Raw genomic sequence first — 13,709 nt, 5'->3', positions numbered from 1 at the left:
GACGGCGGCCCTTCGCCGTGCTCAGCAGCAGCGGAAGCCTTCCCTCGGGTCCGCCTCCCGGGCGTCCATCCGGGCGCGTTCGAAGGCGCGGCGGGTCAGGGGCTCCGTCGTCGGGTCGCAGGCACGGGTGTGGGCCACGTAGTGGTCGTACGCGGACTCGCCCGTCAACTCGCGTACGTACCAGCGGATCCGGCCTACCGCTTGGCGTACCTTCACGTCGTCCCCGACCCCGAACCCGACCCCGAACCTGAAGACGCCTTCGCCGCCTCCAGTTCGGCCTTCTCCTCCTTCGTCGCGATCAGGCCCGCCGGTGCGACCAGTTCCGACTTCACGTACGGCGTCTCCGACAGCTTCACGTTCTCCGGATGGCGGATCGCGTTGTAGCAGACCCGGCCCGCGTCGGCGATGACCACCAGGATCAGGATCGCGAAGACCGCCGAAAGGACGCCGTCCACCGTCGAGTTGGTGACCACCGTGTGCATGTCGTCCATCGTCTTCGCCGGCGGGATCACCTCGCCCTTGTCGATGCCCGCCTGGTAGACGTCGCGCTGAGTGAAGAAGCCGACCCTCGGGTCGTCGGAGAAGATCTTCTGCCAGCTCGCGGTGAGCGTGACCGCCGCGTCCCAGGCGAGCGGAACTGCCGTCACCCAGGCCCATTTCAGCCGCCCGGACTTCACCAGCAGCGTGGTGCACACGGCGAGCGCCACCGCCGCCAGGAGCTGGTTCGCGATGCCGAACAGCGGGAAGAGCTGGTTGATGCCGCCCAGCGGGTCGTGGACGCCGACCCAGAGGAAGTAGCCCCACGCGCCGACGACCACGGCGCTGGCGAACCAGACGCCGGGCTTCCAGCTGACCTGGCGCATCGGCTTGTACACGTTGCCGAGCATGTCCTGGAGCATGAAGCGGCCGACGCGCGTCCCCGCGTCCACCGTCGTCAGGATGAACAGAGCCTCGAACATGATGGCGAAGTGGTACCAGAACGCCTTCATCCCCGCGCCGCCGATGACGGACGAGAAGATGTCCGACATACCGAGCGCGAACGTCGGCGCACCACCCGTACGGGAGAGCAGGCTCGACTCCTCGACGTCCTTCGCCGCCTGGGCGAGTTGGTCCGGCGAGATGGTGAAGCCGAGGTTGGCGACCGCCGCCGAGGCGGACTCGACCGTGCCGCCGATGACTCCGGCGGGGGAGTTGATCGCGAAGTACAGACCCGGGTCGATGATGCACGCCGTGATCATCGCCATGATCGCGACGAACGACTCGGTGAGCATCGCCCCGTACCCGATCATCCGGATCTGGGTCTCCTTCTGCACCATCTTCGGCGTGGTGCCCGAGGAGACCAGGGAGTGGAATCCGGACAGCGCGCCGCACGCGATGGTGATGAAGACGAACGGGAACATCGAACCTGCGAAGACCGGACCGTCACCACGGCTCGCGAACTCCGTGACCGCGTCCATCTTCATCGTCGGCATCGCGACGACCACACCGATCGCCAGCAGCGCGATCGTGCCGACCTTCATGAAGGTCGACAGATAGTCGCGCGGCGCCAGCAGCATCCAGACCGGAAGTACGGAGGCGAGGAAGCCGTAGACGATCATCCAGATGACCAGCGTGCCGGCCTCCAGCGTGAACGTGTCGGCGAGCGAGGACTCGGCGACCCAGCCACCGGCCACGATCGCGAGCAGCAGCAGCGCCACACCGATGAGCGAGACCTCGCTGACCTTGCCCGGCCGCAGTACGCGCAGATACACGCCCATGAAGAGCGCGATCGGGATGGTCATCGCGATGGAGAAGACGCCCCACGGCGAGTCGGCCAGCGCGTTGACGATGACCAGGGCCAGCACCGCCAGCAGGATGATCATGATCAGGAAGACCGCGATGAGCGCGGCGGCGCCACCGAACGGGCCTATCTCGTCACGGGCGATCTGGCCGAGCGAACGGCCGTCGCGGCGCGTGGAGAAGAACAGCGTGACCATGTCCTGGACCGCGCCCGCGAAGATGACGCCCGCGACGATCCAGATGGTGCCCGGCAGATAGCCCATCTGGGCGGCCAGCACCGGCCCGACGAGCGGTCCCGCGCCCGCGACGGCCGCGAAGTGGTGGCCGAAGAGCACCCGCCGGTCGGTGGGGTGGAAGTCGACACCGTTGTCGAGGCGTTCGGCGGGCGTGGCCCGCGTCTTGTCGACCTTCAGAACCCGCCGCGCGATGAAGCGCGCGTAGAAGCGGTAGGCGATCGCGTACGAGCCGAGTGCCGCCGCGAGCATCCAGGCGGCGGAGATCTCCTCACCGCGCGACAGCGCGAGTACGCCCCAGCCGACCGCGCCCACCAGGGCGACCAGCGCCCAGACCGCGATCGATCTCGGCGTCAGACGCCCGGACGATCCCTCTGTGTCCTGCGTGGACCTTGCTGGTGCCGGCTCTGGCATGGCGAGTCGTCCCCTCACTGGTCACCTGCTGAAACTCGCAGGAAATCTAAGGGAACGTCTCGGCATGCGTCACCCCCCGTCCGCATATCGGTACGGCAACGGTGTGCCCGCCGTACTCCTGCGTCGGTTTCTCAACACGCCTTCCGACATGCGCTTTTGGCGGATTCCGGACCGCCGGGGGCGCGGTCAGTCGGTGGGTCTGCGCAGCCGCGCCACGAACTTGTACCGGTCGCCCCGGTACACCGAGCGCACCCACTCCACCGGCTCCCCGGCGGTGTCGATCGAGTGCCGCGACAGCATCAGCATCGGCAGGCCCACGTCCGTACCCAGCAGCCCCGCCTCGCGCGGCGTCGCCAGCGACGTCTCGATGGTCTCCTCGGCCTCCGCCAGATGCACGCCGTACACCTCGGCCAACGCCGTGTAGAGGGACGTGTACTTGACGAGCGAACGGCGCAGCGCGGGGAAGCGTTTGGCCGAAAGGTGTGTGGTCTCGATCGCCATCGGCTCGCCGCTCGCCAGCCGCAGCCGCTCGATGCGCAGCACGCGCCCGCCCGTGGTGATGTCGAGCAGCCCGGCGAGCGTGTCGTCGGCGGTGACGTACCCGATGTCGAGCAGTTGTGAGGTCGGCTCCAGGCCCTGGGCCCGCATGTCCTCGGTGTACGAGGTGAGCTGGAGTGCCTGCGAGACCTTGGGCTTGGCCACGAACGTGCCCTTGCCCTGGATCCGCTCCAGCCGGCCCTCGACGACCAGCTCCTGGAGCGCCTGGCGCACGGTGGTGCGCGAGGTGTCGAATTCGGCCGCCAGGGTGCGCTCCGGCGGTACGGGCGTGCCCGGCGGCAGCGTCTCCGTCATGTCGAGCAAGTGACGCTTCAGCCGGTAGTACTTGGGCACGCGTGCGGTACGGGTGGCCGCCCCGTTCTCGGTCTCGCTGCCGCCCCCGTCCGTGGCCATGGTCTGCCTTCCCGACTCCTGCGCTGCTGCCGTCACCGGCTCCTCCGTCTGTTGCGGCTCACATCGTGGCACGGTCCGGTCGCGGGTCGTCTCCCCGATCCAGGTGTCGGTCCGATAACGGACACGACAGCCCTCTTATACACCCTTGACACCCCTAAAGGTCTAGGCCAAGCTCCCCGTACTGGTCTAAACCATTAAAGACCAGGTCCCAGCCCCGGTGGTACTCGTCGTAAGTCAGCGCGGTGGGGAGGGGGTTGCAGGAATCCCTGAGGAGGGTGGCGTGAAGCGCAAGCTCATCGCGGCGATCGGCGTCGCGGGCATGATGTTCTCGGTCGCGGCGTGCGGATCCGACGACAGCAATTCTGCGAAGGACCCGAAGGACCGCAAGGACACAGTCACCGTCTGGCTGATGGTGGACGCGCAGAGCACCTGGCCGGAACTGGTCAAGGACGTCAACGCGCAGTTCAAGGAGAAGTACCCGAACGTCAAGGTCAATGTCCAGTACCAGCAGTGGGCGGACAAGGCCAAGAAGCTCGACACCGCCCTCGGTGGCGACAAGTTCCCGGATGTCGTCGAGCTCGGCAACACCGAGACGATGCAGTACATCCTCAACGGCGCGGTCGCCGAGGTCGATCCCAAGAAGTACGACAACTCGGACACCTGGATCCAGGGACTGAAGGACACCTGCACCTTCGAGGGCAAGCAGTACTGCGTGCCCTACTACGCCGGTGCGCGCGTGGCGATCTACAACACGGACATGCTCAAGAAGGGCGCCGGCCTCGACACGCTGCCGGAGACCGAGGACGAGATGCTCGCGGCGATGGACAAGGTCGCGGCGGAGCAGGGCAAGAAGGACAAGCGGTTCTCCAGCCTCTACCTGCCGGGCCGTTACTGGTACGCCGCGATGTCCTACGTCGCCGCGTACGGCGGCAAGATCGCCGAGTACGACGAGGGCGCGAAGGAGTGGAAGGGCTCGCTCTCCTCGCCCGAGGCGCAGAAGGGCATCCAGCACTTCATCGACCTCGTCAAGAAGTACAACAAGGCGGACCTGACGAAGGACGAGCAGGACCACGCCAACGTGATGGCCAACGAGAAGGCGGCCCTCATCTACGGCAACGGCTGGGAGTCCGGCTCCGTCATCGACGGGAAGAACAACGGCAACCCGAAGCTTGAGGGCAAGATCCTCACCGCCGGAATGCCCGGCCCGAACGGCAAGGCGCTGCCCTCCTTCATCGGCGGCTCCGACCTGGCCATCACGAGCAAGTCCAAGGTCCAGGACCTGGCCGAGGACTGGGTCTCGATGTTCACCAGCGAGAAGTCCATGGAGGTGCTGGCGAGCAAGAACATCCTCCCGAACAACGAGAAGCAGCTGGAGCCGCTGAAGGCGAAGCCGGAGACGGCCGCGATCGCCAACGCCGTGCCCGACGCGTGGTTCACGCCGATCGCGCCCGGCTGGACCTCCATCGAGAAGGAGGAGGTCCTGAAGAACATGCTCCTGTCGATCCTCAAGGGTGACTCCGTGGCCGACGCCACGAAGGCCGCCGACGCGAAGATCAACGAGCTGATCAACGAAGAGTCCTGACCCCTGGGTCCCCGGGGTCTTCAGGTCCCCGGGGTCCTCAAGTCCAGGGCCTCCGGTGCCCCCGCCCCCGGAGGCCCTTCGGCGGGGCGGGCGGGGGCGGGGGTCCGGTCACCACCGGGCCCCCGCTCCCCGCCCTTTCGGGCGCGGATTCGGTGCAGAGAATGAAACGGAAGGTCAGTCACGTGACTGCTGCCGACACGCAGGAGGCCGCCGGACCCCCGGCGCCCCCGGTACCGCGTGACCCGAAAGGGACAGACGGCCGGCCGGGCCCCGAGAAGGAGACGGCCGGCGACCTCGGGAAGAGACGCCGCAAGAAGGGCGAACTCCTCCCGTTCCTCCTGATCCTTCCGGCGATCCTCGCCATCGCCGCCGTCTACGCGTTCCCGCTCTCCAAGACCGTGATCATGTCCTTCCAGGACATGGGCCGGCGCGAGCTGTGGACGGGGGAGTCGCCGCCCTGGGTCGGCTTCGAGCAGTTCACCAACATCCTCGGCGACAGCGAGTTCTGGTACGTCACCGGCCGCACCGTCCTGTTCATGGCCGTCTGCGTCGTCCTCACCATGGCCATCGGCCTGCTGGTCGCCATGATGATGACCCGGCTGTCCACGTGGGTGCGTCTGACCCTGACCGCGGCGCTGATCGCCGCCTGGTCGATGCCCCTGATGGTCGCCGCCTCGATCTTCCGCTGGCTGTCGGACTCCGACTACGGCCTGCTGAACACCCTGATAGCCAAGGTCGTCGGCGACGACTTCCTCGGCCACAACTGGTTCCTCGACCCCTGGCAGGGCTTCGCGATCATCACGCTGCTGGTCGTCTGGGGCGCCATCCCGTTCGTCGTGATCACGCTGTACGCGGCCCTCACCCAGGTCCCCCGGGAACTGGAGGAGGCGGCGGCCCTCGACGGCGCCAACGTCCGCGGCATCTTCCGCTTCGTGACCTGGCCCGTCATCCGCCCGGTCTTCGTCATGGTGACCACGCTCTCGGTGATCTGGGACTTCAACGTGTTCGGCCAGATCTGGCTGCTGCGCGGCAACAAGCCCGAACCGGAGTACGAGACCCTCGGCCTCTACTCCTTCTCCAAGGCCTTCGAGTCCACCTCCTTCAGCCAGGGCACCGCGATCGCCCTGATCACCGTTCTGCTGCTCTCCGGCGTGGCCGTGTACTACCTGCGTCAGCTGATGAAGACAGGAGAGGTCGAATGAGCACCTCAACCTCCACCGCGCCCGCGCCCGTTCCGCCCCCGCCCCCCGCCGTCGCCGGGCAGAAGCTGCGGCCGGACCGCAAGAAGAGCCGCGGCCTGTACGACGTGCTGGGCCTCCTCTTCGCCGTCGTCATGGCGTTCCCGGTGTACTGGCTGGTCATCAGCTCGCTGCGGCCCAACCACGAGATCCGCTCCTACGACCAGACGCTGTGGCCGTCGTCGCTCACCTTCGACAACTTCGCCCGCGCGGTCGAACAGCCGAACTTCGGCACCGCCGTCCAGTCCAGCCTGATCGTCTCGGTCACCGCCGTCGTCGGCGGCATGATCATCGCGACGCTCGCCGCGCTCGCCATCGGCCGGTTCAGATTCTTCGGCCGCCGCGCGCTGCTGATGGTGCTGATCCTCGTACAGATGCTGCCGCCGACGGCGATGCTCATCCCGATCTACGCGCAGCTGAACGCGATCGGGGGCCTGGACGAGTACTGGGGCCTGATCATCGTCTACCTGGTGTCGACCCTGCCGTTCGCGATCATCATGATCCGCGGCTTCGTCGTGAACATCCCGGTGGAGCTGGAGGAGTCGGCCATGGTCGACGGCTGTACGCGGATGGGAGCCTTCCGGCGGGTGATCTTCCCTCTGCTGGCCCCCGGCCTCGCGGCGGCGTCGATCTTCGCGCTGGTCAACGCGTGGAACGAGTACCTCTTCGCGTACATCCTGATCAACGACAACTCCAAGTACACGCTCAACGTGTGGCTGATGACCTTCACCACCGAGCGCGGCACCGACTACGGGGCGCTGATGGCGTCCTCGACCCTGATCGCGCTGCCCGTGGTGGTGTTCTTCATGATCATTCAGAAGAAGATGGCGACCGGTCTGACCTCCGGCGCAGTAAAGGGATAGCGCTGTATGACCACTCTCACTCACCGCCCCGACACGCTGACCCGCGACGCCCTCGCCGTCCTCCAGCCCGGCTTCCACGGCACCACGGCGCCGGACTGGCTGCTGCGGCGCATCGGTGAAGGTCTCACCTCCGTCGGCCTCTTCGGCCGCAACATCCACACGCCCGCCCAACTGGCCGCGCTCACCGCGCAGCTGAGGGCCGAGCGGAACGACATCCTCGTCGCCATCGACGAGGAGGGCGGCGACGTCACCCGGCTCGAAGTACGCGAGGGGTCGTCCTTCCCCGGCAACTACGCGCTGGGCTCCGTCGACGACGTGGAGCTGACCCGGGCCGTCGCGCGCGAGCTGGGCAGCCGGCTCGCCGCGTGCGGTGTGAACCTCAACTGGGCGCCGTCCGCCGACGTCAACTCCGACGTCAACAACCCCGTCATCGGCGTGCGCTCCTTCGGCGCCGATCCGGTCCTCGTGGCCCGGCACACGGCCGCCTATGTAGAAGGGCTGCAGTCCGCGGGGGTGGCCGCCTGCACCAAGCACTTCCCCGGGCACGGCGACACGGCCGTCGACTCGCACCTCGCGCTGCCGCGCATCGATGTGGGCGTCGACACCCTGCACGCCCGTGAGCTGGCCCCCTTCCGGTCGGCGATCACCGCCGGTTCGAAATCGGTGATGAGCGCGCACATCCTGCTCTCCGCGCTCGACCCGGACCGCCCCGCGACCCTCAGCCCGCGGATCCTGACGGGTCTGCTCCGCGAGGAGCTGGGCTTCGGCGGTCTGATCGTCACCGACGGCATCGAGATGCAGGCCATCGCGTCGACGTACGGCATCGAGCGCGGCTCCGTCCTCGCGATCGCCGCGGGCGTCGACGCGATCTGCGTCGGCGGCGGCCTGGCCGACGAGGGGACAGTCCTGCGACTGCGCGACGCGTTGGTCGACGCGGTGCGGGAAGGCGAACTGCCCGAGGAGCGGCTGGCCGACGCGGCGGCGCGGGTACGCGCCCTCGCCGACTGGGCGCGCCGGGTGAGGGGTGCTTCGGGGCCGGGCGCGGCTGTACAGGAGGGGACCGCGCCCGGCGCCGGCACCTCTGCCGCCGGCGGACCGGACATCGGACTGGTCGCGGCCCGCCGCGCCGTGCGCGTGACGGGCACGGTCGAACCTCTTCAGGAGGCGCCGTACGTCGCCTCCTTCGCGGCCGTCGCGAACATCGCCGTCGGCGACGAGACACCCTGGGGCGTCGCCGCCGAACTGACGGCGCTGCTGCCGGGCACCGAGGCCGGCACCTACGGCAGCGGGAGCGGCGCGGCCGAGGTGCTCGCCGCCGCCGGGGAGCGCAGGATCGTCGCCGTCGTACGCGACCTGCACCGGCACTCCTGGATGGCGGCCGTCCTGGACGGCATCCGTGAGGCCCGCCCGGACACGGCCGTCGTGGAGATGGGTGTCAACCACGCCGAGCCCGCGGGAAGCCCGCACATCGCCACGTACGGCGCCGCGCCGGTCTGCGGCCGGGCGGCGGCCGAGGTCCTGACGGGCCGGAGCGTCTGACCGCCGGGGACACGCGCGTGCGGACGGGGGTGTCAGATGCCCTGCCAGTCCGGCTTCGAGGCGTACGTGGCGCGGAAGTACTCCGCGAGCTTCAGCTTCGACGCGGCGGCCTCGTCGACCACCACCGTCGCGTGCGGGTGCAGTTGCAGCGCCGACGCGGGTACGACGGCGGCCACCGGCCCCTCCACGGTCTGCGCCACCGCCTCGGCCTTGCCCTCGCCCGTGGCCAGCAGCACCAGGTGCCGGGCCTCCAGGATCGTGCCGATGCCCTGGGTGATGACGTGGTGCGGGACCTCGTCCGGGCTGTCGAAGAAGCGGGCGTTGTCCTCCCGGGTCTGCCGGGTGAGCGTCTTGATGCGGGTACGGGAGGCCAGCGACGAGCACGGCTCGTTGAAGCCGATGTGCCCGTCCGTCCCGATGCCCAGCAGCTGGAGGTCCACCCCGCCCGCCTGGGCGAGCGCCAGGTCGTACGCCTCGCACGCCGCCTGCACGTCCTCGGCGGCGCCGTCCGGCCCCATGAACGCGTCCTCGGTGAGCCCGAGCGGCTCGACGACCTCGCGCAGGACCACGGAGCGGTACGACTCCGGGTGCCCGGCCGGCAGGCCGACGTACTCGTCGAGCTGCGCGATACGGGCGCCCGACGCGTCCAGCGCGCCGGAGCGGACCTTGGCGGTCAGCGCCTGGTAGATGGGCAGCGGGGTCGATCCCGTGGCCACCCCGAGCAGGGCGTCGTGCTTGCGGCGCAGCAGGTTCGCGATGGTCTCCGCTATGAGTTCGCCGCCCGCCTCGGCGTCCTGGACGATGACAACTTCCACGCTGCGCCTGCCGATCTGGTTAGGGGTCCGCTGAGTATTGTGGTATAGACCAATCTAGCAGAGTGTCGGGCGGCGATGGAGCCCCCTCCGCCTGCGGGGGAACACGTTCCCGTGGTCGACGTGTGCGGGCCTCGTGGGCGCCGTCCCCCGGCCATCTTGAGCGCCGTCGGGGAGGTCCGGCCGCTTCCCGGCCCCTGAAACACCCGCGGGCCGCGGCGCCAGGACGGGACCCTCAGCCCGTCCGGCACCGCAGCCCGGAGCAACTACGGCCACGAGGGCCGTGAAAGAGGTATCGACGCAGTCAGGGCAGAGAGCGCCGGTTACCTCGTTCCACCCTCCTGTGCGGGGAGGGCGGAAGCTTTACTTCAGCATTGTGGACTAGACCATTCATGTCTGTCCATGGATGCGGGAGGGCATTTTCCGGCCCCTCTCCCCACCACGTCGCGCGCGCCCTCCCGGTTCACCCCACGGGTACGCTCGCCTCTGTGCCCTCCATGAACGACCTCGTACGCCAGCACACGGCCCTGACCGAGTCCGACCTCGAATGGCTCCACCTGCTGGTCTCGGAGTGGCAGCTGCTCTCCGACCTGTCCTTCGCGGACCTCGTCCTGTGGGTCCCCACCCGCGACGGCGCCCGCTACGTCTCCGTGGCCCAGATGCGGCCCAACACCGGCCCCACGTCCTACCAGGACGACATGGTCGGCCACCTCGTCCCCCGGGGCCGCAGACCGCTCCTGGACGCCGCGCTGGACGAGGGGCGGATCGTGCGCGAGGGCGACCCCGAGTGGCGCGAGGAGGTCCCGGTGCGGGTCGAGTCGATCCCTGTACGCCGTGAGGGCCGCGTCCTCGGTGTCATCGCCCGCAACACCAACCTGCTCACCGTCCGCACGCCCAGCCGGCTGGAGCTCACCTACCTCCAGTCCGCGTCCGACCTGGCACAGATGATCGCCGCCGGATCGTTTCCCTTCCCCGGCCAGCAGGTCGACATGGACGCCTCACCGCGCGTCGGCGACGGGCTGATCAGGCTCGACGTCGACGGCGTCGTCCAGTACGCGAGCCCCAACGCCCTGTCCGCGTATCACCGGCTGGGACTGGCGTCCGACCTGGTGGGACACCATCTCGGCCAGACGACCGACGAACTCGCCCCGGTGCGCGGCCCGGTGGACGAGGCCCTGGTCAAACTGGCCAGCGGATACGCCCCGCGCGAGACCGAGGTGGAGAGCGCGGGCGGTGTCATCCAGCTGCGCGCCATCCCGCTCAAGCCGAAGGGAACCCGCGTCGGTTCGCTGATCCTGCTCCGTGACGTCACCGAACTGCGGCGCCGTGAGCGCGAGTTGATAACGAAGGACGCCACGATCCGGGAGATCCACCACCGGGTGAAGAACAACCTCCAGACGGTCGCCGCGCTGCTCAGGCTCCAGGCCCGCCGGATGGACTCGGAACAGGGCCGGGAGGCCCTCAACGAGGCGGTGCGCAGGGTCGGTTCCATCGCCATCGTCCATGAGACGCTTTCTCAGAATCTGGACGAACGGGTCGAGTTCGACGAGATCGCCGACCGGGTCCTCGCGATGGTGTCGGAGATCTCGCCCGGCAAGACGGTGCGCCGGACGGGCCGGTTCGGGATTCTGGACGCGGAGGTCGCCACGCCGCTGTCGATGGTCCTCACCGAGATCCTGCAGAACGCGCTGGAACACGCCTTCGGTACGGGGGAGCGCGGCACGGTCGAGGTGCACGCCGTCCGCAGCGGTGGGAACGGCCCCAAACGCCCCGGCGACGTGGGCCGTTCGGACGCCCGGCTGCTCATCACCGTGCAGGACGACGGCCGCGGACTGCCCGAGGGCTTCGACCCCAGGCGGGCCGGCAACCTGGGTCTGCAGATCGTACGGACGCTGGTGGAGGGGGAGTTGGGCGGCGGGTTCGACATGCTGCCCGGCCAGGAGCGGGGTACGCGGGTGATCCTCGACATCCCGGTCGAGCCGCACAAGTGACCGACGCCTGAACGCCTTTCACAACAGCGTCCTCTCCTGCGACGTCCGTCACAGCGACGAGCCCCGGACCGTGGTGACGGTCCGGGGCTCGGCCTCAAGCTCTGTGACGTTGCGCATCGGGGGGTACTGCGCGCTGCGGTTCGGGGGCGGGGTTATGCGTACACGCTGTACGCGCCGCCGTGCTCAAGCTGGGTGCGGTGTCTCAGGCGGTCGCGTTACGCGCCCGGTTGCGAGCGGCACGACGCTTCATCGCGCGGCGCTCGTCCTCGCTGAGGCCACCCCAGACACCCGAGTCCTGACCGGACTCGAGCGCCCACTGCAGGCACTGCTCCATGACGGGGCAGCGACGGCAGACGGCCTTGGCTTCCTCGATCTGCAGCAGCGCAGGACCGGTGTTGCCGATGGGGAAGAAGAGCTCGGGGTCTTCCTCGCGGCAAACGGCGTTGTGACGCCAGTCCATGGCTGCTACCTCTCTTGGTGTTACGTGCTGATTGCTTGTGAATGTGAACGCTTTCACGAATCCCCGGACAAGGGAAGGGCCGACGCCCAGACGAACTGGGGTGGTCCTGGCTTGAGGAGGGGGTTCTGGTGCTCAGTGGAGGCCGGTGTTGCGGGCCGTCCCGAGCGCCATGTAGAGATTCGCAAACCTCGGCGGCGGATACAACCCCTTCCGGAAAGTTTTTTTTGATTCCTCGGTGTCGACTCGGTCACAGCCGTACTTCCATGGGGTGGATGCCAGCCTAAACGTTCGAGTGAAAGGACTTTCCCCACTTCCACTCACACAATCACACGCAGTGCACGGCGTACGCCTGTGAACGTCACGCTCGTTCGCAGTCCCAGGTGGTCGCCATCCATCTGGAAGGGCAGTGGGACCTTCGATTGCAAGGTGAAGTCGGTCAGGTCATGAAGCGAAACCGCATGCCTGCCGTGCGGCCCTCGATCGGGGGTCGAATTGAGTAGCTGCGTCGCATAACGCGCCACCGCCGGAGTCGACAACTTGCTCAGTCCGAGCACGTCCAGAGCGGTGTCGAACGACGCGCCCGGAGACGCGTACAGCGGACGATTGCCCAGGTAGGAGTACGGGGCGGTGTTGCAGACTATGGACAGCACAAGATCCTTGACCGGCTTCTCGCCGGGCCGGTCGAGGGTGATCATGCCGCGCCGGCGATGGGGCTCGTCGAGGAACTGCCGCACCACCTGGCGGACATAGAGCGCGTGCGTCGAACGCTTACCGCGCTCCCGCTGTTGTTCGACTCGGCCGACCACTCCCGCGTCGAATCCCAATCCCGCGCAGAAAGTGAACCAGCGCGCGGGAACTGATTCGTCGTCGGTTCCCGGAGTCCCGGCCGCCAGTCCCAGACCGACAGTGCGTTCGCTCCGGTTACTCAGCGCGTCCAAAATGGCGCCGGTCGCCTCGACGGCGTCATTCGGCAGCCCCAGCGCACGGGCGAAGACATTCGTCGAACCGCCCGGCACGACCGCGAGTCTCGGCAGCCGGTCGGGGTCCGGGCCGCCGTGCAGAAGGCCGTTGACGACCTCGTTGACCGTGCCGTCGCCGCCGAGGGCGACCACCAGCTCCATGTCGTCCGAGTCCGCCGCACGCCGCCCCAGATCGCGGGCGTGCCCCCGGTACTCGGTCGTCACGACCTCCAGCTTCATCTCACTGGCCAGCGCGTGGATGAGTACGTCGCGGGTGCGGGCACTGGTGGTGGTTGCTGCTGGATTGACCACAAGGAGTGCGCGCATACGGAGGACATTACCGGCCAGGCACACCCGCCCCGCCCCCGGGCGGACCGCGCGCGTCCGGGGGCCGGCCGGTCACCCGGGCCGGGCCGCTACCCTGCTGGGGTGAGCAGCAGCGACCAGAACACCCCCGACCCGAGCCCCCGCCCCGGCCGGCTGACGGCAGCCGCCGCCTGCGCCGGCCTCGAAGCCCTCGCGCTCGTCGTCGGCGGCGGATATCTGCTCGTGATGGGCCTGCTCGGCCGCCCCGACGACCCCCAGCAGTCCGTGATGGGCGGTCTCACCCTCGTCGCCCTCGGCGTCATCCCGCTGCTCGCCGCCCGTGGACTGCTGCTGCGGCGCGGCTGGAGCCGCGGCCCCGCGGTCGCCACCCAGTTCATGGCGCTGCCCGTCGCCTGGACGCTGCTGAACTCCAGCGGCGCGTTCATCCCGGCCGGGATCGCCCTCGCGGTGGTCGCGGTGACGGCGCTGGTCCTGCTGATCAACCCGGCGACCACACAGGCCCTCGGCATCGGCCGCCAAGGCACGCCCTAGAGCACCCCACACACGTCGCAGGGGCCGCAC

General features: G+C 68.7%; 12 protein-coding genes. 6 read left to right on the top strand and 6 right to left on the bottom strand.

Going from position 1 to position 13,709, the window contains the following annotated elements:
• Positions 1–21: 21 nt before the first annotated feature.
• The 3 genes from BHU15_RS27280 to BHU15_RS27270 form a co-directional block, all read right to left on the bottom strand.
• Complete coding sequence (locus BHU15_RS27280) at positions 22–216, bottom strand: YbdD/YjiX family protein (protein ID WP_023538770.1); 195 nt, start codon at positions 214–216, stop codon at positions 22–24.
• The gene (locus tag BHU15_RS27275; protein ID WP_069629609.1) at positions 213–2,426 is read right to left on the bottom strand and encodes a carbon starvation CstA family protein; all 2,214 of its coding nucleotides are present in this window, start codon (positions 2,424–2,426) and stop codon (positions 213–215) included. Before BHU15_RS27275 ends, BHU15_RS27280 begins: the two co-directional genes overlap by 4 nt.
• 186 nt (positions 2,427–2,612) lie before the next feature.
• The gene (locus BHU15_RS27270) at positions 2,613–3,377 is read right to left on the bottom strand and encodes a GntR family transcriptional regulator (protein ID WP_023538768.1); all 765 of its coding nucleotides are present in this window, start codon (positions 3,375–3,377) and stop codon (positions 2,613–2,615) included.
• A 280-nt stretch (positions 3,378–3,657) separates the two neighbouring features.
• Between BHU15_RS27270 and BHU15_RS27265 the strand changes: the two genes are divergently transcribed.
• From BHU15_RS27265 to BHU15_RS27250, 4 genes are all read left to right on the top strand, one after another.
• Positions 3,658–4,959 (top strand): sugar ABC transporter substrate-binding protein, encoded by a 1,302-nt coding sequence (locus tag BHU15_RS27265; RefSeq protein ID WP_069629608.1) that lies wholly within the window; start codon positions 3,658–3,660, stop codon positions 4,957–4,959.
• A 182-nt stretch (positions 4,960–5,141) separates the two neighbouring features.
• Positions 5,142–6,161: a carbohydrate ABC transporter permease gene (locus tag BHU15_RS27260; protein ID WP_023538766.1), complete on the top strand. Its 1,020-nt coding sequence runs from the start codon at positions 5,142–5,144 to the stop codon at positions 6,159–6,161.
• Positions 6,158–7,060, top strand: coding sequence for a carbohydrate ABC transporter permease (locus BHU15_RS27255; RefSeq protein ID WP_023538765.1), 903 nt, complete (start codon positions 6,158–6,160; stop codon positions 7,058–7,060). Before BHU15_RS27260 ends, BHU15_RS27255 begins: the two co-directional genes overlap by 4 nt.
• Before the next feature lie 6 nt (positions 7,061–7,066).
• A complete protein-coding gene (locus BHU15_RS27250) occupies positions 7,067–8,599 on the top strand; it encodes a glycoside hydrolase family 3 protein (RefSeq protein ID WP_069629607.1) in 1,533 nt (510 codons plus the stop codon).
• Positions 8,600–8,631: 32 nt separating this feature from the next.
• On the opposite strand, the gene nagB is transcribed toward BHU15_RS27250, so the two are convergent.
• Positions 8,632–9,414: a glucosamine-6-phosphate deaminase gene (gene nagB / locus BHU15_RS27245; protein WP_023538763.1), complete on the bottom strand. Its 783-nt coding sequence runs from the start codon at positions 9,412–9,414 to the stop codon at positions 8,632–8,634.
• Between the two features lie 494 nt (positions 9,415–9,908).
• Between nagB and BHU15_RS27240 the strand changes: the two genes are divergently transcribed.
• Positions 9,909–11,402 (top strand): PAS domain-containing sensor histidine kinase, encoded by a 1,494-nt coding sequence (locus tag BHU15_RS27240; RefSeq protein ID WP_023538762.1) that lies wholly within the window; start codon positions 9,909–9,911, stop codon positions 11,400–11,402.
• 202 nt (positions 11,403–11,604) lie between these two features.
• Here the strand turns inward: BHU15_RS27240 and BHU15_RS27235 are convergent, their stop codons facing one another.
• On the bottom strand, positions 11,605–11,862 hold the full coding sequence (locus BHU15_RS27235) for a WhiB family transcriptional regulator (RefSeq protein ID WP_004937597.1): 258 nt from the start codon (positions 11,860–11,862) through the stop codon (positions 11,605–11,607).
• A gap of 317 nt (positions 11,863–12,179) precedes the next feature.
• Positions 12,180–13,148, bottom strand: a complete 969-nt coding sequence (locus BHU15_RS27230) for a diacylglycerol/lipid kinase family protein (protein WP_023538761.1) — start codon at positions 13,146–13,148, stop codon at positions 12,180–12,182.
• 102 nt (positions 13,149–13,250) lie between these two features.
• On the opposite strand from BHU15_RS27230, the gene BHU15_RS27225 reads away from it, so the two are divergent.
• Complete coding sequence (locus tag BHU15_RS27225) at positions 13,251–13,679, top strand: hypothetical protein (protein WP_069629606.1); 429 nt, start codon at positions 13,251–13,253, stop codon at positions 13,677–13,679.
• The last annotated feature ends 30 nt before the right edge of the window (positions 13,680–13,709 follow it).

Origin of the sequence: Streptomyces niveus (genome assembly GCF_001723055.1) — a bacterium.
GTDB classification, from domain to species: domain Bacteria; phylum Actinomycetota; class Actinomycetes; order Streptomycetales; family Streptomycetaceae; genus Streptomyces; species Streptomyces niveus.
The sequence above is the reverse complement of the archived record's forward strand: the minus strand, read 5'-3'. Positions and strand labels throughout refer to the sequence as shown.